22 protein-coding genes and 1 other RNA gene are annotated in these 22,695 nt (G+C 65.7%); 14 read left to right on the top strand and 9 right to left on the bottom strand.

Annotated features, from left to right (window positions below; translation table 11 throughout):
* The first annotated feature begins 177 nt into the window (after positions 1-177).
* On the top strand, positions 178-897 hold the full coding sequence (locus tag K2U94_RS14660) for a CBS domain-containing protein (protein ID WP_243067907.1): 720 nt from the start codon (positions 178-180) through the stop codon (positions 895-897).
* Positions 898-915: 18 nt separating this feature from the next.
* Here the strand turns inward: K2U94_RS14660 and K2U94_RS14655 are convergent, their stop codons facing one another.
* Positions 916-2,862, bottom strand: coding sequence for a hypothetical protein (locus tag K2U94_RS14655; RefSeq protein WP_243067906.1), 1,947 nt, complete (start codon positions 2,860-2,862; stop codon positions 916-918).
* 220 nt (positions 2,863-3,082) lie between these two features.
* Here K2U94_RS14655 and ettA point away from each other — a divergent pair, with 220 nt between their 5' ends.
* Together ettA and trhA are read left to right on the top strand one after the other, a co-directional pair.
* Entirely contained in the window at positions 3,083-4,735 is a 1,653-nt protein-coding gene (ettA, locus tag K2U94_RS14650; protein ID WP_243067905.1) for an energy-dependent translational throttle protein EttA, read from the top strand.
* Between the two features lie 144 nt (positions 4,736-4,879).
* Positions 4,880-5,545 carry a PAQR family membrane homeostasis protein TrhA gene (gene trhA / locus K2U94_RS14645; protein WP_243067904.1) on the top strand — a complete coding sequence of 222 codons (666 nt, stop codon included), beginning with the start codon at positions 4,880-4,882 and terminating at the stop codon, positions 5,543-5,545.
* A 15-nt stretch (positions 5,546-5,560) separates the two neighbouring features.
* Here trhA and K2U94_RS14640 read toward each other — a convergent pair whose 3' ends face one another.
* Together K2U94_RS14640 and K2U94_RS14635 are read right to left on the bottom strand one after the other, a co-directional pair.
* Complete coding sequence (locus K2U94_RS14640) at positions 5,561-6,388, bottom strand: pyridoxamine 5'-phosphate oxidase family protein (RefSeq protein ID WP_243067903.1); 828 nt, start codon at positions 6,386-6,388, stop codon at positions 5,561-5,563.
* A 2-nt stretch (positions 6,389-6,390) separates the two neighbouring features.
* Positions 6,391-7,008, bottom strand: coding sequence for a glutathione S-transferase family protein (locus K2U94_RS14635; protein WP_425332554.1), 618 nt, complete (start codon positions 7,006-7,008; stop codon positions 6,391-6,393).
* A gap of 171 nt (positions 7,009-7,179) precedes the next feature.
* Between K2U94_RS14635 and K2U94_RS14630 the strand changes: the two genes are divergently transcribed.
* Complete coding sequence (locus K2U94_RS14630; protein WP_243067902.1) at positions 7,180-8,109, top strand: LysR substrate-binding domain-containing protein; 930 nt, start codon at positions 7,180-7,182, stop codon at positions 8,107-8,109.
* A 53-nt stretch (positions 8,110-8,162) separates the two neighbouring features.
* Positions 8,163-8,948: an SGNH/GDSL hydrolase family protein gene (locus K2U94_RS14625; protein WP_243067901.1), complete on the top strand. Its 786-nt coding sequence runs from the start codon at positions 8,163-8,165 to the stop codon at positions 8,946-8,948.
* A 28-nt stretch (positions 8,949-8,976) separates the two neighbouring features.
* Here the strand turns inward: K2U94_RS14625 and K2U94_RS14620 are convergent, their stop codons facing one another.
* The 3 genes from K2U94_RS14620 to mobA all read right to left on the bottom strand — a co-directional run bounded on the left by K2U94_RS14620 (position 8,977) and on the right by mobA (position 10,502).
* Complete coding sequence (locus K2U94_RS14620) at positions 8,977-9,285, bottom strand: PsiF family protein (protein WP_243067900.1); 309 nt, start codon at positions 9,283-9,285, stop codon at positions 8,977-8,979.
* 66 nt (positions 9,286-9,351) lie between these two features.
* The gene (locus tag K2U94_RS14615) at positions 9,352-9,867 is read right to left on the bottom strand and encodes a DUF2478 domain-containing protein (RefSeq protein WP_243067899.1); all 516 of its coding nucleotides are present in this window, start codon (positions 9,865-9,867) and stop codon (positions 9,352-9,354) included.
* Positions 9,867-10,502, bottom strand: coding sequence for a molybdenum cofactor guanylyltransferase MobA (gene mobA / locus K2U94_RS14610; protein WP_243067898.1), 636 nt, complete (start codon positions 10,500-10,502; stop codon positions 9,867-9,869). Before mobA ends, K2U94_RS14615 begins: the two co-directional genes overlap by 1 nt.
* A gap of 303 nt (positions 10,503-10,805) precedes the next feature.
* On the opposite strand from mobA, the gene K2U94_RS14605 reads away from it, so the two are divergent.
* The 7 genes from K2U94_RS14605 to K2U94_RS14575 all read left to right on the top strand — a co-directional run bounded on the left by K2U94_RS14605 (position 10,806) and on the right by K2U94_RS14575 (position 19,406).
* Positions 10,806-11,219 carry a hypothetical protein gene (locus tag K2U94_RS14605; protein ID WP_243067897.1) on the top strand — a complete coding sequence of 138 codons (414 nt, stop codon included), beginning with the start codon at positions 10,806-10,808 and terminating at the stop codon, positions 11,217-11,219.
* A 147-nt stretch (positions 11,220-11,366) separates the two neighbouring features.
* On the top strand, positions 11,367-12,353 hold the full coding sequence (locus K2U94_RS14600; protein WP_243067896.1) for an ArsR/SmtB family transcription factor: 987 nt from the start codon (positions 11,367-11,369) through the stop codon (positions 12,351-12,353).
* A gap of 9 nt (positions 12,354-12,362) precedes the next feature.
* Entirely contained in the window at positions 12,363-13,247 is an 885-nt protein-coding gene (metF, locus tag K2U94_RS14595; protein WP_243067895.1) for a methylenetetrahydrofolate reductase [NAD(P)H], read from the top strand.
* Positions 13,248-13,291: 44 nt separating this feature from the next.
* A complete protein-coding gene (gene metH / locus K2U94_RS14590) occupies positions 13,292-17,005 on the top strand; it encodes a methionine synthase (RefSeq protein ID WP_243067894.1) in 3,714 nt (1,237 codons plus the stop codon).
* A gap of 100 nt (positions 17,006-17,105) precedes the next feature.
* Positions 17,106-17,849, top strand: coding sequence for an extensin-like domain-containing protein (locus K2U94_RS14585; protein ID WP_243067893.1), 744 nt, complete (start codon positions 17,106-17,108; stop codon positions 17,847-17,849).
* Positions 17,850-17,920: 71 nt separating this feature from the next.
* Positions 17,921-18,991, top strand: a complete 1,071-nt coding sequence (locus K2U94_RS14580) for an HPP family protein (protein WP_243067892.1) — start codon at positions 17,921-17,923, stop codon at positions 18,989-18,991.
* A 106-nt stretch (positions 18,992-19,097) separates the two neighbouring features.
* Positions 19,098-19,406, top strand: coding sequence for a DUF2853 family protein (locus tag K2U94_RS14575; RefSeq protein WP_243067891.1), 309 nt, complete (start codon positions 19,098-19,100; stop codon positions 19,404-19,406).
* Positions 19,407-19,543: 137 nt separating this feature from the next.
* Here the strand turns inward: K2U94_RS14575 and K2U94_RS14570 are convergent, their stop codons facing one another.
* From K2U94_RS14570 to K2U94_RS14560, 3 genes are all read right to left on the bottom strand, one after another.
* The gene (locus K2U94_RS14570) at positions 19,544-19,777 is read right to left on the bottom strand and encodes a hypothetical protein (protein WP_243067890.1); all 234 of its coding nucleotides are present in this window, start codon (positions 19,775-19,777) and stop codon (positions 19,544-19,546) included.
* A gap of 70 nt (positions 19,778-19,847) precedes the next feature.
* Entirely contained in the window at positions 19,848-20,603 is a 756-nt protein-coding gene (locus tag K2U94_RS14565; protein WP_243067889.1) for an N-acetylmuramoyl-L-alanine amidase, read from the bottom strand.
* Between the two features lie 64 nt (positions 20,604-20,667).
* Positions 20,668-20,955: a hypothetical protein gene (locus K2U94_RS14560; RefSeq protein ID WP_243067888.1), complete on the bottom strand. Its 288-nt coding sequence runs from the start codon at positions 20,953-20,955 to the stop codon at positions 20,668-20,670.
* 183 nt (positions 20,956-21,138) lie between these two features.
* On the opposite strand from K2U94_RS14560, the gene rnpB reads away from it, so the two are divergent.
* Both rnpB and rsmH read left to right on the top strand, forming a co-directional pair.
* Positions 21,139-21,508: RNase P RNA component class A (gene rnpB / locus K2U94_RS14555), an RNA gene on the top strand.
* A 218-nt stretch (positions 21,509-21,726) separates the two neighbouring features.
* Positions 21,727-22,695 (top strand): 16S rRNA (cytosine(1402)-N(4))-methyltransferase RsmH, encoded by a 969-nt coding sequence (gene rsmH, locus K2U94_RS14550; protein WP_243067887.1) that lies wholly within the window; start codon positions 21,727-21,729, stop codon positions 22,693-22,695.

Raw genomic sequence — 22,695 nt, 5'->3', positions numbered from 1 at the left:
GTCAAAGGCCTTGACGCTCTGTAAAAAGGGGTGCGGCGCCTGGAAATGAATTCCACGGGTGGAATTCATTTCCGCTCGGGCGAAAATCCGTGCGTGAAACCAGGATTTTCGCGCCATGGCGTTGCCGCGGATTGTGGAGCAATATCGCGGAAACGATAGGAATGTCGGGAGGCGACAATGCAAGCGTCGGAAATCATGACCAGCCCCGTCAAGACGATCGGGCCGGACGCCACCATCGAGGAAGCCATAGAAATGCTGCTATCGCTGCATGTCTCGGGCCTGCCGGTCGCGGACGCCGACGGGCGGCTGCTTGGCGTGATCAGCGAGGGCGACTTCCTCCATCGCGCTGAACTCGGCACTTCGAAGCGCAAGCCGCGCTGGATCGAATTCCTGCTCGGCCCGGGCGAGACTGCCGAATCCTATGTGATGAGCCACGGCCGCAAGGTCCGCGAAGTGATGACGCATGACGTCGTCACCGTTGGCTCTACCGCGTCGGTCAACGAAGTCGTCGCGCTATTGGACCGCCGCGGGGTGAAACGCCTGCCGGTGATGACCGGCGACCAGATCGTCGGCATCATCACCCGCTCCGATCTGTTGCGCGCCCTGGCCAGGAACCTTGGCTCCAAGCCGGTCAGCCCGGCCGAAACCACCGATCAGGCCATTCTCGACAAGCTGCTGGCGGAACTCCAGCAGCAGGGCTTCGCCTCGCCCAAATCGCTTGACGTGACAGTCGAGCGTGGCGTTGTGACCCTCAGCGGGGAGATTTTCGACGAGCGGCAGCGCCCGGCGCTGATCGTCGCCGCGGAAAACATCCCCGGCGTGACCCGCGTGGTGGACAAGCTGATGTGGATCGAGCCTTTCTCCGGCATGGCCATCAACAAGGCCGAAGGGATCTGAGCCGCTGATCAGAGCCGCTCAGTCCGTTGGATCGACCGCGATCCGACGGGCGAGCGCGGCCGCCCGCCGGGCGTCCTGCAGCCCGATCGGTCCGTCGATCGCCGCGGCGTTGGAAAAGGACTCCTGCAAGGCGGGCGAGCCCGCCGGGCTGAAATCCTTGTGTTCCGGGCCGAGCGCGCGCGCCAGCGCCTGACGGTCGCCGGCCGAGCCGCCGACCTCGGCCGCGACGAAGAGGGCGAGCGCGGCGATCAGGCCGGAGGGCGCGCCCGGGGCCGGACGCAGGAAGCGGAACAGGTTACGCAGGCGCTTCTGCGCGCGCGGATTGTCGCCGGCGAGCGGCGTCATCGCTCCGGTCAGACGCGCTTCAAGCGGCGACAGCGGCGCGTCGAGCGGCGCCAGGGCGATCGGATCGCCGAGGCTGGGGCCATCGAGCCGCAAGGGCAATTGGACGCGGCGGGCGAGGTCGTCGGCGACGCCGCCGAACAACGCCGGGTCGAGCGCGTGAATGGCGAGGAAGCCGGGACGCGCAAGCAGGTCGTGGGCGCGGCGGAACAGGACGGCGGGCGCTTCGGCGCCGTCATAGCCATCCACCGCGACGACGAACCGGCGCGGCGCGCCGGGCATCGTTCCGCGCGTCAGCAGGTCGGAGAGCGATTCGAGAAATCCCAGGGCATGGTTGCGCTTCTGGGCGGCCTCGTCGCTTTCCAGAAACGACGGCGGATTGCGGCTCGCCCCGGCCGCTTTGGCCCGGCGCTCCGCGTCCGCCGCTTTGCGGGCGAGGGCGTCGGCTTCGCTTCCGAGCTGTTCGACGTTGCGCGCCTGATGGGCGAGGGTCTGCTCGACCTCATGGCGCCTGTCGGCGACGTCCTGGTCGAGCAGGCCGGCGGCATGGATCAAAGGATGCATGAAATCGAAGGCGCGCCAGACGTTGAGGCCCAGAAGGGCGAGGGCGATCAGCGCGAAAATCTGCGCGGCCGCCGGCAGCCAGTCCAGCCGGCTTTGCAGGAATTCGACGGTCTGGGCGCCGACCGAGCCGCCGCTGGCGATCAGCCCGAGAACCGCCGCCTTGTTGGCGGCGAGCCAGGCGAAACCCTGGTTGGCGGCGAAACTCAGGGCGGACAGCAGCAGCAGGCGCTTCTGGCCCCTGAAGGCATAGAGCCCGCGCAGGGAGCTCAGCAGGCGGCGGACGAGGCCGCCCGATTCGTTGACGTCGCGGGCGAGATCCTTGAAGGCGGCCAAAGGCTCGCCGGTGAAGCCGAAGCGGCGCAGGCGCGGTTCGAATGTATTGCGCATCTTGCGCGCATAGGTGTCCACGCGGGTTCCCGGCGTCTCGTAAAGCAGGATTTCCTTGAGCGCGGCGCGCCGCGTTTCCGACTGGGCGAGGGCCTGTTTCTCGGTGATCAGCTTGCGGCGCAGATTGTCGAGACGATCGCGCGCGGCGCGGGCCAGCGCCCCGGGGTCGGCCCCGTAATGAACGGCCTCCTGCGCCGCCTCCTGCGCGAGCGCGCCATGGCGCGGCGAGAGCGCGCGATAAAGGGCCCCGGCGAGCGCGCGCTCCGGCTCCGAGGCGAGGTCGGCGGCGCGCAGGGAAACGACCGGCGCGCCCGCCGCGGCCAGATTCTCGGTCAGCCAGTTGAGCGCGCTGCTCTTGCCGCCGCCGGGCGAGGCGAACAGGCCGATCGCGAAGGGCGTCGGCGCGTCGGGCCGGCGCAACAACTCGGCGAGGCGTTTGAGCAGTCCTTGGGTCTGCGCCGCGAACACGGCCTTGGCCGGGGCGGCCGGAGCGTCCGGCTCGAACAAGGCTTTTTCGGCGGGCGCAGGGGCAGAGGCAGGGGCAGGGGCAGGGGCGGGCCGGGCCGGCGCCGGGCTCTCATCCGTCGTCCAGGACAATTGCGGCTCCTTCCGGCGGACGGCCGCGAGGGCGGCAAGATCGGACTCGCGACGTTCGGGCTGGGATGCGGACAAGTTTGAGCTCCTTTTTGCGGCGCGCCGACCATTCTAGCCTGAATAAAGCAAATCGGGAGCGACGATAGGGCCGAAAGGCATTTTTTCTGCGACATTGCGGCAAAGGCCAAGCTCGCGCAAAAAGCCGTTTCCTCTTCGCGGCCCTTGCTCTAAAAGTCCGCCACGGAAGATGGCCCGCGCGCGAGCGGCGGGCGCAAACCATTGGAAAGCATTCACGCCCATGGCGCGGCAATTCATCTACCATATGCAGGGCCTCTCGAAAGCCTGGCCCGGCGGCAAGAAGGTTCTCGATAACGTCCATCTGTCGTTCTATCCGGACGCGAAAATCGGCGTTCTCGGCGTCAATGGTGCGGGCAAGTCGACCCTGCTGCGCATCATGGCCGGCATGGACAAGGATTTTTCGGGCGAGGCCTGGGCGGCGGACGGCGCGCGGGTCGGCTATCTGCCGCAGGAGCCCAAGCTCGACGAGAGCCTCGACGTGCGCGGCAACGTCATGTTGGGGGTGGCCGAAAAGAAGGCCGTGCTCGACCGCTACAACGAACTCGCCATGAATTATTCGGACGAGACGGCGGACGAGATGACCAGCCTGCAGGACGAGATCGAGGCCAAGGGCCTGTGGGATCTCGACAGCCAGGTCGATCAGGCGATGGAGGCGCTCGGCTGCCCGCCCGACGATTGGCCTGTCAGCAAGCTGTCGGGCGGCGAAAAGCGCCGCGTCGCCTTGTGCAAGCTGCTGCTGGAGCAGCCCGAACTGCTGCTGCTCGACGAGCCGACCAACCATCTCGACGCCGAGACCGTGAACTGGCTGGAAGGCCATCTGCGCGCCTATCCCGGCGCGATCCTGATCGTCACCCATGACCGCTATTTCCTGGACAATGTGACGAGCTGGATTCTCGAACTCGATCGCGGCCGGGGCATCCCCTACGAGGGCAATTATTCGAGCTGGCTCAAGCAGAAGCAGAAGCGCCTCTCCCAGGAAGGCCGCGAGGAAGAGGCCCGCCAGCGCGCGATCGAGGCGGAAAGCGAGTGGATCGCCTCCAGCCCCAAGGCGCGTCAGGCCAAGTCCAAGGCCCGTATCCAGCGCTACGAGGATCTCGTCGCCAAGCAGAACGACAAGGCGCCGACGACCGCCCAGATCATCATTCCGGTCGCTGAGCGGCTGGGCCAGAACGTCATCGACTTCAACCATCTGTCGAAGGGTTTCGGCGACAAGCTGCTGATCGACGATCTCTCCTTCAAGCTGCCGCCGGGCGGCATCGTTGGCGTCATCGGCCCCAACGGCGCGGGCAAGACCACCTTGTTCCGCATGATCACCGGCCAGGACAAGCCCGACAGCGGCACGATCGAGATCGGCGAGAGCGTGCAGCTTGGCTATGTCGATCAGTCGCGCGACACGCTCGACGGCAAGAAGACCGTGTGGGAAGAGATTTCCGGCGGCAATGACGTGATCTATCTCGGCAAACGCGAGATCAACTCGCGCGGCTATTGCTCGACCTTCAACTTCAAGGGCGCCGACCAGCAGAAGAAGGTCGGCATGCTCTCGGGCGGCGAGCGCAACCGCGTGCATCTCGCCAAGATGCTGAAAAAGGGCGCCAATGTCCTGCTGCTCGACGAACCGACCAACGATCTCGACGTCGACACCCTGCGCGCGCTGGAAGAGGCGCTGAACGATTACGCCGGCTGCGCCGTGATTATCAGCCACGACCGCTTCTTCCTCGACCGCATCGCCACCCACATGCTGGCCTTCGAGGGCGACAGCCATGTGGAATGGTTCGAGGGCAATTTCGCCGATTACGAGGAAGACAAAAAGCGCCGCCTCGGCGTGGACAGCGTCATCCCGCACCGGTTGAAATACAAGAAGTTTTCGCGTTGAGGTTTGCGGGCCGGTCTTTGCGGCTGGTTTCTGTCGCGCGCCCCGCATTCCTCGGACGTCATGGCCGGGACGACGCCCAGCCATGACGGTGGGGAATTTGTGCGCGGAGCGGAAACCATTTCGACCTTCAAGCGTTAGCCAGGCATGTCCTCGCCCGACGATTATCCGCGCCTTTTCAAGCGCGCCTATAGCCCGGCCGAATTAATCGCCGACGCCGTCGTCCACGGCGTCGCCATTATTGCTGGGTTGATCGCTTTCGCCGTCCTGTTCGTTCGGATCGCGCTTCACGGCGGGACCGGCGACGCTTTGGCCATGAGCGTTTACGCCACCGGCTTTTTCCTGCTGTTCGGCTTTTCCTGCGCCTATAATTTGACCCCGCCGTCGCATGTGAAATTCATGCTGCGGCGGTTCGACCACGCCGCGATCTTTCTCATGATCGCCGGCACTTACACCGCGATCCTGTCGCAATTGCCGGACGGTTTCCAGGTATGGGCGCTCGCCACCGTGATCTGGGCGGCCTCGCTTGCAGGGGCGACGTTCAAGATTTTATATCCCGGAAAATTCGACCGCGCCGCGGTCGGCCTTTATCTGGCGCTCGGCTGGGCCGGGGTGGCGGCTTTCCGGCCACTGATGGCCAAACTGCCGCCGCAAAGCCTGCTCCTTCTCGTCATCGGCGGCCTGCTCTATTCCGTTGGCGTCGTGTTCCATCTCTGGAACAGCCTCAAATTCCAGAACGCCATCTGGCACAGTTTCGTCACCGCCGCCGCCGCGTGCCAATATGCCGCCATTGCCGTGGTGGTCGGGCGCTGAAGGTTTTTACGAGGACTATGTCCCGAAAGGCTCGGCGCTGAGGAGGCGCGCGGCGCGCGGCGTGAAAGTCCAGAATCTTTCTTCGCCGGTAAATTCCACCCGCGCCGCGCCGGTCAGCTGCAGGGCGCGGCCGGCGGGGAAGTCGAGGAAGAGCAAAGCGGCGCGCGGGTCGGCGAGCAGATTGCCGAACGTGTTGAAAAAGCGGTTTCCCGGAAAATCGGGAATGCGCAGCGCGCCATTTGTTTCGATCCGGACGAAGCCCGGCGGTCCGCCGCGATGCGACATATCCACGCCGTCCGGGCCGCGCGTGGCGACGAAAAAGACCGTCGCGCCGGCAATCATGGCTTGCGCTTGCGCGTCGAACGCCGGCAGGTCGGTCCAGGCCCCGGCGTCGCCCAGCAAAAGCGCGCGCGGAACAATATATTTCGGGCAATTGCCGAAAGCCTCCTCCACCGCGACGGTCATCCTGTCCGCGCTCGCGGCCAGGATGCGGCCATTGATCCGGTTGCGCCGGCGCGTCGCGAATTCCACGCCGATCGCGCCAAAGGGCGCGCCCTTTTCGCGGGTCATGGCGTCGCCTTCGGGAAAGGCCGCCGCAATTTCCAGACGGCGGGGCTCCGGCAGCGACAGGAACCCGGGCGCGCCGCGTAAGAGCGAGGCGACCGGAGCGCCCGAGGCGTCGAGACCGGCGACGAAAAGCATCGGCAGGCGGGGGAAGAATTCGCGATGCTGCTCGGTCGCAAAGGTCCGGATGAGCGCCGGCGGCGCCGCCGCCCCGGCCAGGCCTTGGGCTTTGGCCTCGCCCTCGCTCCACGGCCGGCGGTCGGGGAGAGCGTCGGTCATTTTCACGCCGCCAGCAGGCCGGCCTTGGTCGCCGGCATCGGCTTGAAGCCGGGCAGGCCCTCGATGCGCTTGAGCCAGGCGACGATATGCCGGTGCGGATCGAGCGCGACGCCGCCCTCCGGCGCATGGGCGATATAGGAATAGAGCGCGACATCGGCGATGGTCGGCCGCTCGTTGACGAGAAAAGTTTTGTCCGCCAGCACGCTGTCGAGGGTCGCGAACAGCTTTTCGGCGGTCGCCCGGGCGAGGGCGTGGTCGAAATCGGCGCCGAAGACGGTGACGAGGCGCGCGCGGCAGGGGCCGTTGAAGACCGGGCCCTGCGCCACGGAAAGCCAGCGCTGGACCCGCGCCGCGCCTTCGGCGTCGCGCGGCAGCCAGCTTCCGTCGGGGTCATATTTGGTCGCGAGATAGACGAGAATGGCGCAGGAATCGGCAAGCACGAATCCGTCGTCCTCGATCACCGGCACGGTTGCGAAGGGGTTGAGCGTCAAAAAGGCTTCGCTGCGCTGTTCGCCGCCGGCGAGATCGACCTGATGAAAATCGAATGGCAGATCAAGCAGGCGGAGCATCAGTTCGGCGCGGTGCGAATGGCCCGATTTGTCGAAGCCGTGCAACAGGATCGGCTTTTGCGGTTTCATGGCGTTCTCCAGTTTCAGGGCGCTTTCCAGTTTCAAGGAGTTTTTTCCTTGGATCAGGGCCGTCGCGGCCCGGTTCGGCTAAATTAATCCTTTTGAAATGCGCGTTAATGAGCAAAAATCTCATCTGACTTTTGCAGAATCCGCAATAATCCCATGGACCGGCTCGAAACGATCGCCCTTTTCATCGCTGTCGCCGAAGCGCAAGGTTTTGTCGCGGCGGCGCGCAAGACCGGGCGCTCGCCCGCCGGCGTCAGCCGCGCCATCGCCGCGCTGGAGGAGGTTCTGGGCCAGCGCCTGTTCAACCGGACGACGCGGGCATTGTCGCTGACCGAAGCAGGCGAAAAGCTGCTGGAGCGCGGGCGCCAGCTGCTTGCCGATTACGACGACATGGCCGACGCGCTTCAGGGCGGCGGCGCGCCGCGCGGCGTGCTCACCCTCACCGCGCCGGTCATGTTCGGCCGGCTGCACTTCATGCCGATCGTGCGCGATTTCCTCCGCGAATATCCAGGAATCGACGTCAATCTGCTGCTGTTCGACCGCATATTGTCGCTGGTGGATGAGGGGATCGATCTTGGCCTGCGTATCGGCCATCTGCCGGATTCGTCCTTGATGGCTTTGCGCGTCGGTTCGGTGCGGCGCGTGCTGGTCGCCGCGCCGGACTATCTGGCCCAGGCCGGAACGCCGCAAAATCCCGATGAACTGGCCGATCACGCTTTCATCTCGACCTTTGGAATCGCTTCGTCGCCGAGCCATTGGAGCCTTGGCGCGGAGGAGGACAGGATGATCCGCTTCCGGCCGCGCCTCACCGTCAATTCGGTGGACGCCGCGCTTGACGCGGCGATGTCGGGTCTGGGCGTGGTGCGGCTGTTTTCCTACCAGGTGGCCGAGGGCGTCGCGCGGGGGCGGCTGGTCCGTATATTGCACGCGTTTGAACCGCCGGCCGTGCCGATTCATCTGGTTCGCCCCCCCGGCCGCGCCGCGCGCAAGACGGCCCTGTTCATGGACAAGGCGGCGAGCGCATTGCGCGACAAATTCGGCGCTGAACAAGACGCGCCCCCGATTTTAGACGAGAGCCTTGGTTGACCGGGGCCGAGACCCGGGCGATGGTCGCGCTCAGCAAGGTTCGGATATTTCGCATGCGCAGGCCGCTTGTCACATTGGCCGCCGCCGTGGCCCTCGGAGCGTCGCTGCCGCTCGCATTTCATGCGGGCCGGACGACCGAACGGTTCCGCGTCGCCAGCGACCGCGTTTGCCGGGGCGCGGCTTTCGTGCCCGCGCATATTGCGCCCTTGCCGCATTTTTCCGAGGCTTTGCGCCAGGACGGGCGGGTTCGGATCGTCGCCATAGGCTCGTCCTCGACCGAGGGCGTCGGCGCCAGCGAACCGACCGACAATTACCCTTCGCAATTGCGCGAAATGCTGGACAACGCCCTTCCCGTCGAGGCGGTCGAGGTGGTCAATCTCGGCGTCGGCGGCGAAACCTCGGCGGAGACGGTCGCCCGCCTGCGCGAGGAGATTCCGCGCCTCGGACCGGATCTCGTATTGTGGCAGGTCGGCGCCAATGACGGGATGAAGGGCGTGCCGCCGAAACGATATGAGGCGACTTTGCGCGACGCGCTGCGTTTCCTCAAACACGGCGACGCCGATGTCGTGCTGGTCGGCATGCAATGGACGCGCCGGCTCGCGGCCAGGCCCGATTACAGCGCCATTCGCGACGCCACCGCGCGAGTGGCGCGGGAGGAGGACGTCACGCTGGTCCCGCGCTATGAGGCGATGCAGCAATATAGCAAGGCCACCGGGCGGGAGGACTTCACCGGCCCCGACCATGTGCATCTGAACGACAAGGGCTACCGCTGTCTTGCCGAGCAGATCGCCGCGACTTTGTCGCGCGCGATGGACGAGAAGTTCGCGGGCCGGTTCTAGCACCGGCCTGCTTTCGTGATGGCTGGCGTCACATCTTCTTGCACTTGCTCATGAAATGCTTGCGCTCCTTGCCGTGCAGCTTCTGGGTGTCGGCCTTTTTCGAGCATTCCATCGATTTCGTCGAACGCGGCTTGGCGCTTTTCATCGCCTTGCCGGCGGTTCCGGTCGCCGCGCCGGCGGCTCCGCTCACGGCGCCGGTCGCTGCGCCCGCGGCTCCGCTGACGGCGCCGCCGACGGCGCCGGCGGCTCCGCCGACCGCGTCGGCAGGGGATTGCGCATAGGCTGCGCCGGAGAAGGCGAGGAAAGACAGGACGGCAATGGAATTGATGATTTTCATGATACGCCTCCGGAACCTGGTCCGATGGGATTGGGCGGAATCCATGCGACGCCGCCAGCGCCGATTTTAGCGCTCAAGCCGGCCAATGTCTTCTGCCTCAATCAGCGCGTCCCACCAGCCGAGCGCGGCGTCGAGCGAGCAGGGCAGATTCTCGGCGCAGTCGCCGGCGAAATCGCGCCAGTCCGGCGCGCGCTTCGCGCCGACGCCGATCAGGGTTGGAACGCCGGCGGCGGCGGCCGCGCCGATCTCCTGGAGGAAGCCGCCGCCTTCGATCTCGGCGCGGCCGAAGCGGGTGACGAGAAGCAGATCCGGCGCGGCGTCGAGGCTTTGCGCAAGCAGGCCGGCGGCCTCGGCCAGAGCGGCGGTGTTCAGCCGGCAGCCTTCGGCGCAGGCGCCGAGATCCTGCATAAGATCGATGCGTTTGCCGCTTTCGATTTGGGTGACGAAGACCGACTCGCCGCAGGGCTCCTGCAGCAGGCCGCCGACGCGAAAGCCTTTCTGCGCGACGATCTCGCGCAGGCGCGCGAAGATCGCGTCCACCGGCTCGCCTTCAGCGAAAATCATGGCGGCGAGAGGGTTCATCACGCTTTTCCCATCAGCATTTCGGCGCGGGCGAGATCGTCCGGCGTATTGACGTTGAAGAACGGGTCGCGCGCCGCCGCCGGCCAATCCACGATCGCGGCGTCATAGGCGCGCTGGAATTGGCCGACCGCGCGCATGTCCCGCTCCAGCAAAGCGCGGCGCAAGTCTTCCCGAAGCCTGAGCGGCCAGAGCGCCACGACGTGATGGACGCGCCCGCCCGAAGCGGCGCAGGCAAGGCCCGATCTGGTTTCGCTCGCGGCGTCGCGTAGACGCTGGGCGAGATCGTCCGGGAGGAAGGGGCTGTCGCAGGGCAGACTCAACACGAATTCGGCGCCGGGATCATGACGGGCGGCGAAATCGAGCCCGCCAAGCACGCCCGCGAGCGGCCCCAGCCGGCCGGGCGCGGCGTCCGGCGCGATGGCGAGGCCGAGGTCGGCGAAAGGCGCTGTGGTTTCAGGCGCATCGTCATGCAGATTGAGCGCGACCGCGCCGCATTGCGCCCGCGCTTTCTCGATCGCCCAGTCGATCAGCCGTCGGCCGCCGAGGCGCAACAGCGGCTTGGCGGCGCCCTCCATGCGCCGGGACAGGCCTCCCGCGAGGATCAGGGCGAGAATATCCGGCGTTTTCTCAATCATTTGCACACGCACACCCGCGGTCGAAATCCGATGCCTGCCGCATGTTGCTCATCATGTTCAGGACCAAAACGCATCTAACGGCGGTTCGGCCGGAGCGGTCTATTTCAATTACGATTCATAAAGATTATTTATGGCGACTAGGCAGACCGGCGCAGGGTGTGAAGCATATCATTTCGGAAGGGCGAGAAAGTGAGGCCAATTCGCTCGCGAAGGATCGCCGCTCTCATTTTCCTGCAATTCTGTATGGTTACGCCCCGTGAAGCTCAAGCTTTTTATATTGACGGCTTCTGGAGCGGCATGTCCATGCAGCAGTTCGTCTTTGCGGCGTCGGCTCAAGGCTTGATGGCGCAGCCGGGCGAGCCTGGATACTTCTATCTCGGCTCCGCCTTCCCGCCGCTCATCCTGAGCAGGGTCGGTTTTTGCGGCGACATTCTGGTCTCCTATAGCCGCAATATCCAGTCCGACGTCGATTACGCGCGCGTATTGGCGGGCATATTCAGCGTTTATGGCGCGCCAGGCAAAATGCAGTTCAGCGGCGACATCGAGCCGGGAATCGCCGCAGGAGCTTTCCGCGCCACGGGAAATACCCTGTGGGCGAGAGGCGCGGACCGCGTCTCGATGGCTTCCGCTTTCGATTGGCGTCTCTACCAGGGCCGATTATTTCGCCAGCAGCCCGCCAGCGTCACGTTCGAGACCCTGAATCCCTGCAACCTTTGAGATTGGCGAACCGTTCTCGGGTTCATGCGGGATCGCGCGCAAAACGTCGGATATCGCCGCCTGGGTTCCCGCGCCGATTTGGCGAGGAAGGATTGCGCCGGCCTCAAATGACGTATAAAGATATGTTTATATCCTTCTGGACCTGAAATGAGCGAGACCTCCGCCCCTCTGCACGATGCTCTAGCGTGGCTTGCCGCGCTTGGCGAGGAATCGCGCCTGCGCCTCTATGCGCTGTTGGCGGAAGGCGAGCTTGCCGTCAGCGAATTGGTGACGATTCTCGGCCAATCACAGCCGCGCGTCTCGCGTCATCTCAAGCTTCTGCTCGAAGCCGGGCTGGTCGAACGGCGCCGGGAGGGAGCCTGGGCGTTTTTCCATGCGCCGGAAAAGGGCGCGGCGGCGGCTTTGGGGCGCGCGGTTCTGGCGAGGCTCGACGCCGGCGATTCCGTCCTTGCAGCCGACCGCGGCCGTCTGGCGGAGGCGCGCGCCGCCCGCGCCGAACGGGCCCAGAAATATTTTGCCGAACATGCGCCGGTCTGGGACGAAACCCGCCGCCTGCATGCGCCGGAAGCAGAGGTGGAGGCCGCGATCCTCTCGGCCGCGCTCGACAAGGCGCCGCCTGTGAAGCGCCTGCTCGACATCGGCTGCGGCGCGGGCCGCATGCTGGAATTGCTCGCCCCCCGCGCGGAAGGCGCGGTCGGGGTCGATCTGTCGGCCGCCATGCTCGGCGTGGCGCGGGCGCGCGTCGAACAGGCGGGCTTGCGCAATATCCAGCTCCGCCAGGGCGATATTTACGCGCTTCCGGTCGAGCGTGGCTCGGTCGATCTCGCCGTCGTGCATCAGGTTCTGCATTATCTCGACAATCCCGCCCGCGCTTTGCGCGAGGCCGCGCTGACGCTCGCCCCCGGCGGGCGGTTGATCGTGGTCGATTTTGCGCCCCATCATTGCGAGATGCTGCGCGAGAAACACGAACACCGCCGCCTCGGCTTCGCCGCAGAGGAGGTTGACGATTATCTGCGGCAGGCGGGGCTCGAGCCTTGCCTCCATCGCGACCTCGCGCCGGGCGACGCGGCCGGCGACGACAAGCTCACCGTTTCCCTTTGGCTGGCGCGCGACCCGCGCGCGGCCTTGCACTGAGAGTTGGACATGCACGAGCCCAGGCCCAGCCGCAACCATCACCGGCCGATCGACGTGTCGTTCGAATTTTTCCCGCCCAGGACGCCGGAAATGGAGGTGGCCTTGTGGGAGGCGATATCGCGTCTCGCGCCTCTCAGGCCAACCTTCGTGTCGGTGACCTATGGCGCCGGCGGCTCGACGCGCGAGCGCACCCACGCCACCGTCGCGCGCATATTGCGCGAGACCGACATCAAGCCCGCCGCCCATCTCACCTGCGTCGGCGCGACGCGCGGCGAGGTGGACGAGGTCGCCCGCGCCTATTGGGATGTCGGCGTGCGCCATATCGTGGCCTTGCGCGGCGATCCCCAGGGCGGGTTGGGCGGCGTCTATGCGCCGACGCCGGGCGGCTACGCTTTTTCGACCGATCTCATCGCGGGCCTGCGCGCCATCGGCGATTTCGAGATTTCGGTCTCGGCCTATCCGGAAAAACATCCCGAGAGCGCGAGTTTCGAACAGGACATCGACGTGCTCAAGCGCAAGATCGACGCCGGCGCGACCCGCGCGATCACGCAATTCTTCTTCGACAACGACATCTATTTCCGCTTTCTCGACCGGGTGCGGGCGGCGGGGATCACGATTCCCATCGTGCCCGGCGTAACGGCGGTCCAGAATTTCAAACAGACCGCCAATTTCGCGAAAAGGGCGGGAGCGAGCGTGCCGCAATGGCTGGCCGAGCGCTTCGAGGGCCTTGACGATGATCTGCCGACCCGCCGCCTGATCGCGGCGGCGGTGGCGGCGGAACAGGTTCTCGATCTGCTCGACCGCGGCGTCGAGCAGTTCCATTTTTATACGATGAACCGCGCGGATCTGGTCTATGCGGTTTGCCATCTGCTGGGCGTAAGGGCGCATGCCTGACTCCCTCTCCCCGAAAACGGGGAAGTGACCAACGGGATCGTGAAATGACTTCGACCAATCGCTTCGGCGGCAAGACGGTTTTTGAGGCCCTCAAGGACGCGGCGCGGGAAAAAATTCTCGTGCTCGACGGCGCCATGGGCACGATGATTCAGCAGCGCAAATTCACGGAAGGCGATTTCCGCGGCAAGCGTTTCGCTGACTGGCCGCGCGATCTGCGCGGCAATAACGATATGCTGATCCTGACGCAGCCCGACGCGATCCGCGACATCCATCTCGCTTATTTTTCGGCGGGCGCGGATATTGTCGAGACCAACACTTTTTCCTGCACGACCATCGCTCAGGCCGATTACGGTATGGAGGCCTTCGCACGCGAAATGAACGTCCAGGGCGCGCTGCTGGCGGTCGAGGCCGCCATGGAGGCGGAAAAACGCGACGGCAGGAAACGTTTCGTCGCCGGCGCGATGGGGCCGACCAACCGCACCGCCTCGATCTCGCCGGACGTGTCCAATCCCGGCTTTCGCGCGGTGACCTTCGACGAATTGCGCGTCGCCTACGCGCAAGCGGCGAGCGGCTTGATCGAGGGCGGCGCCGATCTACTGCTGGTCGAGACGATTTTCGACACGCTCAACGCCAAGGCGGCGCTCTTCGGCATTGACGAGGCGTTCGAGGAGGCCGGCGTCACGCTGCCGGTGATGATCTCCGGCACGATCACCGATCTTTCGGGACGCACCCTTTCAGGCCAGACTCCGACCGCCTTCTGGCATTCTTTGCGCCATGCGAAGCCTTTTTCGATCGGCCTCAATTGCGCGCTCGGCGCGCGCGAAATGCGCGCCCATATCGCGGAAATTTCCCGCGTCGCCGACACTTTCGTCTGCGCCTATCCCAATGCCGGACTGCCCAATGAGTTCGGCCTTTACGACGAAAGCCCGGAGGCCATGGCGGAGATGGTCGGCGAATTCGCCGACAGCGGCCTCGTCAATATCGTCGGCGGCTGCTGCGGCACCACGCCCGCGCATATTGCGGCCATTGCGAAAAGGGTGGCGGGCGTAAAGCCGCGCGCGGTTCCGAAAATCGAGCCTTTGCTGCGGCTCTCGGGGCTTGAGCCTTTCACCCTGACGCCCGACATCAATTTCGTGAATATCGGCGAGCGCGCCAATGTCACCGGCTCAGCCAAGTTCCGGAAATTGATCCAGGCCGGCGACTATCCCGCCGCGCTCGATGTCGCGCGCGATCAGGTCGCCAACGGCGCCCAGATCATCGACATCAATATGGACGAGGGCCTACTCGATTCGCAGAAGGTGATGGTCGAGTTCCTGAATCTCGTCGCCGCCGAGCCGGACATCGCGCGCGTGCCGGTCATGGTCGATTCCTCGAAATTCGAGGTAATCGAGGCGGGCCTGAAATGTTTGCAGGGCAAGCCGGCGGTGAATTCGATTTCGCTGAAAGAAGGCGAGGCAAAATTCGTCGAACAGGCCAAGATCGTTCGCCGCTTCGGCGCGGCGGCGGTGGTGATGGCTTTCGACGAAAAGGGCCAGGCCGACACGTTCCAGCGCAAGGTCGAAATTTGCGCCCGGGCCTATAAAATCCTCACCGAAAAAATCGGCTTTCCGCCCGAGGACATCATTTTCGACCCCAATGTTTTCGCGGTCGCGACCGGCATCGAGGAGCACAATCATTACGGCGTCGATTTCATCGAGGCCGCGCACGAAATCCGCAAAAATCTGCCGCACGCTCATATCTCGGGCGGCGTTTCGAACCTCTCCTTCTCCTTCCGCGGCAACGAGCCGGTGCGCGAGGCGATGCACAGCGTGTTCCTCTATCACGCCATCGCCGCCGGCATGGATATGGGCATCGTCAACGCCGGCCAGCTCGCGGTCTATGAAAAGATCGATCCGGCTTTGCGCGAGGCCTGCGAGGATGTGGTGCTGGATCGCCGTCCCGATGCGACCGAGCGCCTGCTCGCGCTCGCCGAGCAATATCGGGGCAAGACGACCGAGGCGCGCGAGAAGGACGCCGCCTGGCGCGAGCAGCCGGTCGAGGGGCGGCTCGAATATGCGCTCGTCAATGGCGTCACCGACCATATCGAAACCGACGTCGAGGAAGCGCGGCAGAAATCGCCGCGCGCGCTCGACGTCATCGAAGGCCCGCTCATGGCCGGCATGAACAAGGTCGGCGACCTGTTCGGCTCCGGCAAGATGTTCCTGCCGCAGGTGGTGAAATCGGCGCGGGTGATGAAGGCGGCGGTGGCCTATCTGCTGCCCTATATCGAGGCGGCGAAGGCGGAAGGCGCGCGCAGCACCGCCGGAAAAATCCTGCTCGCGACCGTGAAGGGCGACGTTCACGACATCGGCAAGAACATTGTCGGCGTCGTGCTCGCCTGCAACAATTTCGAGATCGTCGATCTTGGCGTGATGGTTCCGGCGCGGCGGATTCTCGAAGAGGCGAAGAACAACCAGGTCGACATGATCGGCCTGTCCGGCCTCATCACGCCCTCGCTCGACGAAATGGCCTTTGTCGCAGCCGAAATGCAGCGCGAGGGTTTCGATATGCCGCTGCTGATCGGCGGCGCCACCACGTCGCGCGTCCACACCGCGGTGAAGATCGCGCCCAATTACGCCAACGATCAGGCGGTCTATGTCACCGACGCCAGCCGCGCTGTCGGCGTGGCTCAGGCTTTGATCGGCGCTGATCGCGACGCCTACAAGGCCAGGCTGCGCGACGAATACGCCCATGTCGCCGAGGCCCATGCCCGCGCCGAAAGCGACAAGAAGCGCGTGCCGCTGGCGCAGGCGCGCGCCAACGCCTTTAAGATCGACTGGACGGATTATGCGCCGCCCAAGCCGACCTTTACCGGCGTGCGGGTGCTGTCGTCGCAGGATGTCGCCGAGTTGATCCCCTATATCGACTGGACGCCCTTCTTCCAGACCTGGGAGCTGAAAGGCCGCTTCCCGAAAATTCTCGAAGACGAGAAACAGGGCGAGGCCGCGCGCCAATTGTTCGAGGACGCGCAGAAAATGCTCAAGCGCGTCGTCGACGAGCGCTGGTTCAACCCCAAGGCCGCGATCGGCTTCTGGCCGGCCAATCGACAAGGCGACGACATCGCGCTCTATACCGGCGAGTCGCGGACCGAGAAGCTCGCGACCTTCCACACTTTGCGCCAGCAGCTCGCCCGCCATGACGGCAAGGCCAATGTCGCTTTGGCCGATTTCATCGCGCCGGAGGGCGGCAAGGCCGATTACGTGGGGGCCTTCGTCTGCACCGCGGGCGCGGAAGAGGGCAAGATCGCGGACAAGCTGGCGCGGGCCAATGACGATTACGGCTCGATCATGGTCAAGGCGCTCGCCGACCGCATCGCCGAAGCTTTCGCCGAATTTCTGCACGAGCGCGTGCGCCGGGAATTCTGGGGCTATGCGCCCGATGAGGCCCTGAGCAATGACGCGCGGATCGCCGAGGAATATCGCGGCATCCGCCCGGCGCCGGGCTATCCCGCCCAGCCCGACCATACCGAGAAGCAGACGATCTTCGATCTCCTCGCCGCCACGCGCCGCATCGGCGTCTCGCTCACCGAAAGCTTCGCCATGCAGCCGGGGTCCTCGGTCAGCGGGCTTTATTTCGCCCACCCGCAAGCGCATTATTTCGGCGTCGCCAAGGTCGAGCGCGATCAGGTCGAGGATTACGCCGCGCGGAAAAACATGAGCATGGCCGAGGTTGAGCGCTGGCTGGGGCCGGTGCTGAATTACCGGCCGGCGACCGGCTGACCTGCGCCGTTCACGTTCCCGCGATTGGGCGGGAACTGTTGCCGTCAGCCCGGTTTACGTTTCGGAGAGCGCCAAGTTGAAGGCGTCTCGGGAGGAATGAATGCGGGTGTCTTGGGCGATCTGCGCTTTCGCGCTGACGGCGGGGTCAGCCGTCGCGGCGGTTCCGGCGCCGCCGCGACGGCCCGCGGATTTTCTGACGGCCGTGGCGCCGCCCTTGCCGCCGCCACGACCCACCGAGCTGTCGCCGCCTCCCGCGCCGCCGCCGGCGCCCGTGGCCGAGCGACCGGAAAATCCGGCGGCCTGCGACTCATGGCTCGCGAGTGGAGAGGTCGAGGCGACGCGGCGCGCGCCGATCGCCGGTCCGAACGGCTGCGGCGTCGAAGCGCCGGTGGCGCTCGACGCGGTGATCCTCCCCGATAAAAGGCGCGTTCCGATTGAGCCGCCGCCCGTGCTTCGCTGCGACTTTGCGGCCGAGGCGGCGCGCTGGATCGCGCAGGACCTTGTTCCGTCCCTCGAAGCCGGGGGCGAGCGGGTCGTCCGCCTTGCCGGCGTTGGGGGTTATGAATGCCGGACGCGCGATCGCCAGCCCGGCGCCCCAATGTCCGAACATGCGCATGGCGACGCGATCGACCTGACCTCGGTCGTCTTCGCCGACGGCCGCGTGTTTTCACTGGCGAGCCGCGCCAACGATCTCGTCCTCGCGTCGAAACTTCGCGCCAGCGCCTGCGAACTTTTTTCCACCGTGCTCGGTCCGGGCGCCGATGGCGCGCACGAGAGCCACGTCCATTTCGATCTCGAACCGCGTCGTCACGGCGGAAAGATCTGCGAATGGGATCTGCGCTGAAGCCGCCCCTTGCCGGCCGCCTTTTCATGTGACAGAAAGCACAAAAAACAGGCAGACAGGTGGGGGAAGGCTTGAAGGCCACATTCGATCGGCTGGCGCCGGCGCTTGCCGGGTCAACGCCAAAGGACGTCCTGCTGGCCGGACTCGGCGCCTTTTTCGGCATCGGGCTGACCGGCTATTTCGTGGCGAGCGGCGTCGCGGGCGCCCATTCACCGCTGATCGTGGCGCCGATCGGGGCTTCGGCCGTGCTGGTCTTCGCCGTGCCGTCCAGTCCCTTGGCGCAGCCCTGGTCGGTGGTCGGCGGCAATATCATTTCCTGTCTCGTCGCTCTCGCCGTCATCCAGCTCGTCCCCAATCCCTTTCTCGCGACGGCGATTGCGGTCGGCGGCGCCATCGTGCTGATGTCGGCCTTTCGCTGCCTGCATCCGCCCGGCGGCGCGGTCGCGCTTCTGACCTCGCTCGCCGCCCACAAGGCGGTTCCGCCGGGTTTCTTGTTCGCCTTTCTTCCCGTCGGCGCCAATTCGCTGCTGCTGGTGATGGTCGGCCTGATCTTCCACCGCTTTTCCGGCCATTCCTATCCGCATGTTCCGGCCCCGCCGCCGCAAAATCCTCACGGAACGGCCGATGCGCCGCCATCGCGGCGCGACAGCTTCCTTTCCAGCGACCTCGACGCAGTGCTCGGCGACATGCGCGAGACCTTCGATATCGACCGGGACGATCTGGAAGAACTGCTGTGGCGTCTGGAGGAGCGGGCTTTGGCGCGCGCGCCCGATTCGCCGCGCTGCGCCGACGTTATGTCGAAGGACGTGGTCACCATTCCCTATGACGCGACGGTGGCGGAGGCGCGCGAGATGATGCTGGCGCGCCGCCTGCGCTGCCTGCCTGCGGTCAACCGGCTCGGCGTCTATATCGGCATGGTCGAGGCGCGCCACCTGATAGGCGACGCCGCGTTGGTCGCGGCGGTCATGACCTCGGCCCCCGTGGCGCGACCCGATGCGCCGGCCCTGACTTTCGCGCCGGCGCTGTCGAGCGGGCGGGCCTATGAAGTGGTGGTGGTCGATCCCGATTACCGCATCCTCGGACTCATCACCCAGACCGACATGCTGGCGGCGGCGATGCGCGCGTTGAAAACAAGCGACTGATATTTGCGGGAAGTGATTTTCGTCAGCTTGGTTTTCGCCGCGAAAGGACTAACTTGAGCCGCGCGGCCCATTTCCCGCCGGGCCGCGCCGAAGTCGGGAGGATTCGATGGACCACGCCGCCGAAATCAAGAAATACGCGCCCGAAGCCGATGAGGCCAAGGTGAACGCCCTGCTGAAATATCTCAACATCGCCTTGCACAATCGCGATTCGGCCTTGGTCTCCTCGTCGGACCCCGATGAGCTGAAGACGGTCCACAACAATTGGGCCAAGAAAAAGCTCGGCGTGACCGACGACGCCGCGATCGACGCCGCCATCAAAAGCACCGTCGAAAAGATGAAGGGCAACAACCACAAGTCCCGCGCGGCCTTTTATTATCTGGTCGCCGAGGAACTGGGCAAGCTCGACGCCTTCTGAGGACCTGTCGGACAATCGACGCGTTCATTGCGGGCGCGTTGAATTTGCGCCCGGCGCTTGCGCCGGGCCATGCCGAAACCATCCACGTTTCAACCTATTGAAAGAACACGCGGATAGCCTCGTTGCTTCCGCTCGTGTCAATGCAATCGGGCGCCCCCGTCGGCGGCAGGCGCCATGATTTGCGTCGCCGACTGGATCATCGCCGCCGCCGCGCCGGACCAGAGCGCGCTGGTCGTATAGAGCAGGGGATAGGTAAGTTCGTCCCAGGCGCGAAAAACTTCGCAGTTGATGACGTTGTCGCCAATGTCCTCGACGACGTCCACGGCCTGTTCGAAAATCCGAACGATTCCGGTGTCCCGCGACTTTTCCATGGCTTCCTCCCTGTCGGCTTGCGACCTTTGCGTATTGGTCGCGGCGGGAGGCGTTCGGGTTCAAGGAAATTCAGGCGGCGGCGCCCGGCAGGCTTTGAAGCAGATTCCGCAGGGTCTCGACGGTGGAAAGGTCGGCGATTCCATCGACCTTTTCCGGCCGGAAATGGCGCTGAAAGGCCGCGATGGCGTCACGCGTCGCCTCGTCGTAAGCCCCGCTCGGCGCCACCTCATAGCCATAGGCCGCGAGCAGGGATTGCAGCGCGGCTACCGGCGGCCCCATCGCGCCCTGCTCATAGGCCGGGCCGGGCCGGATCGGGGCGGCGGCGGCCCAATGGCCGAGGCCGGCGGCGTTGAGCCGGTCCCAGGGGAAGAATTCGCCGGGGTCCCGCTTGCGCGCGGGCGCAATGTCGGAATGGGCGAGGATGCGCTCGGGCCGTATTTTCAGCCGGTCCGAAATGTCGCGCACCAGGGCGATCGTGGCGGCGATCTGCGCTTGCGCATAGGGCGGGGAGCCGCCTCTATGGCCGGGATGGACCAATTCGATGCCGATGGAGCGGGAGTTCAGATCCTTCTCGCCGGCCCAGAAGCTTTTCCCGGCGTGCCAGGCGCGGCGCGATTCCGGAACCAGTTGCCAGATGCGCCCGTCCTCCCAGATCACATAATGGCAGGAAACCTGGGAATCCGGCGCGCAGAGCAGCTCCAGCGCCGCCTCGCCCGTCGGCATGCCGGTGTAATGGAGGACGATGATGTCGGTTGGGGAGCCCAGGCGCGCGCCGTGATTGGGCGAGGGGTGGAATTTTCCGGCGAGCGGGCTATCAGGCGACATGGATCTCGGGGAATCGAAAAGGCGGCCCGCGCAGGGCCGCCTCGCGTCCAGAATTGGGAGCAGTTCAGTACCAGGCGACGCAGTGGCGGTCGCCATAGGCGTCAACCTCGAATTCCGCGCAGCGCCGACGCGGCGGCGGCGCCGTGTTGGCGCCGATGATGCCGCCGGCCGCCGCGCCCAGAACGCCGCCGGCGACCGCGCCGCCGGCCCGGCCCGTGGCGAGGCCGCCGATCGTCGCGCCGGTCGCGCCGCCGAGCAGCGCGCCGCCGACCGCCCGATCCTGGGGCGTATTGCAGCCCGAGAGGCCGAGACAGGCCGCCAGGGCGACCACTGGAATCACGACTTTCTTCATTCAAACCTCCGCACCGCCCTGCGCGTCCGAGACGGCGCCGACGAAAACACACAACGAACATTGAACAGTTGGCGAGGCCATTCAAGCGCAATTTCGGCTTAATCATCAGGTTGTGCCGCCGTGTTGCTACTTTGTGACGCCAAAAGGCTTGACGGGCCGCTTTTCGCTGCTATGCCGGACCCGCCAGTCGGCTGGATGGCCGCCGTCTTTCGAGACGGAGGAAAGTCCGGGCTCCACGGAGAAACGGCGCCGGATAACGTCCGGCGGGGGCGACCCCAGGGAAAGCGCCACAGAAAGCAAACCGCCTCTGGGCTTCCAGAGGCAAGGGTGAAAGGGTGCGGTAAGAGCGCACCGCGCTGGCGGCAACGTCCGCGGCACGGCAAGCCCCGCCGGGAGCAAAACCGAATAGGGACGACAGGGGTTTTCCCCACCCTTCTCCGGGGCGTCGTCCGGGTTGGTTGCACGAGGCGGCAGGCGACTGCCGCCCCAGAGGAATGGCCATCGCGCGCCGCAAGGCGCCATACAGAACCCGGCTTACAGGCCGGCTGGCTCCCAACGCGATACCCTTTCGTCGCGTAAATGGGTTCTTAACGCTAACGATGCTTTAATCGGGCCAAATGTATTTTCTCCAAGCCCGTCGCCGCCTTGACGCTCCAAACGCCCCATGCCAACCGAATTCGCGATCCCCGCGGTCTCGCGCCGCCGCGCCGTCACGCAGGCGGAACGGCCTTCTGGCGCATCGGCGCGCGCCGCCGACACGCGAGGGCGCGGATGACTGAGATCGCGCCCGAAACGCCCCATGTTCCGGTGCTCGCGGCCGAGGCGATGGACGCTTTGGCGGTCGCGCCCGGCGGCCTTTATCTCGACGGAACTTTCGGCGCCGGCGGCTATTCCCGCCTCATTCTCTCCGCCGGCGGACGGGTGCTTGCGCTCGATCGCGACCCGACCGCGATCCAGGGCGGCGCGGGCCTCGTCGCGGAAAGCGGCGGCCGGCTGACTTTGGTCCAGACCCGCTTCTCGCGGATGGAGGCGGCGGCGCGCGAAAAAGGGCTCGGGCCCTTCGATGGAATCGTCCTCGACATCGGCGTGTCGTCGATGCAGTTCGACGAGCCGGAGCGGGGCTTCTCCTTCCGCTTCGACGGCCCGCTCGACATGCGCATGGAAAAGGTGGGCCGCAGCGCCGCCGATCTGGTGAATGAGATGGAGGAGGGCGCGCTCGCCGACCTGCTCTATCATTTCGGGGAGGAGCGCGCCTCGCGCCGCATCGCGCGGGCCATCGTCGCCGAGCGGACCAAGGCGCCGATCGTGACCACCGCCGCGCTGGCGCAGATCATCGCCCGGGCCAATCCCGGCCGGCCGCAGGACATCCATCCGGCGACGCGCTCCTTCCAGGCGCTGCGCATCGCGGTCAATGAGGAACTCGACGAACTGACCCGCGCGCTCGCAGCGGCCGAGCGCCTCCTGCGCCCCGGCGGACGGCTCGCGGTGGTGACGTTCCATTCGCTGGAAGACCGCATCGTCAAGCATTTCTTCGCCGCGCGCTCCGGGCGCGGCCGCGCGCCGTCGCGGCTGCTGCCGGGCGAAGAACCGCCGCCGACGCCGACCTTCAGGCTGTTCGGGCCTCAGCCGGTCGCACCGGGCGCCGCCGAATGCATCCGCAATCCGCGCGCCCGCTCAGCCAAATTACGCTGGGCCGAACGGACGGAGGCGCCGCCCGCGCCGCGAGAGGAGGGCCGCTGA

This window comes from Candidatus Rhodoblastus alkanivorans, assembly GCF_022760755.1.
Classification (GTDB): Bacteria; Pseudomonadota; Alphaproteobacteria; order Rhizobiales; family Beijerinckiaceae; genus Rhodoblastus; species Rhodoblastus alkanivorans.
The sequence above is the reverse complement of the archived record's forward strand: the minus strand, read 5'-3'. Positions and strand labels throughout refer to the sequence as shown.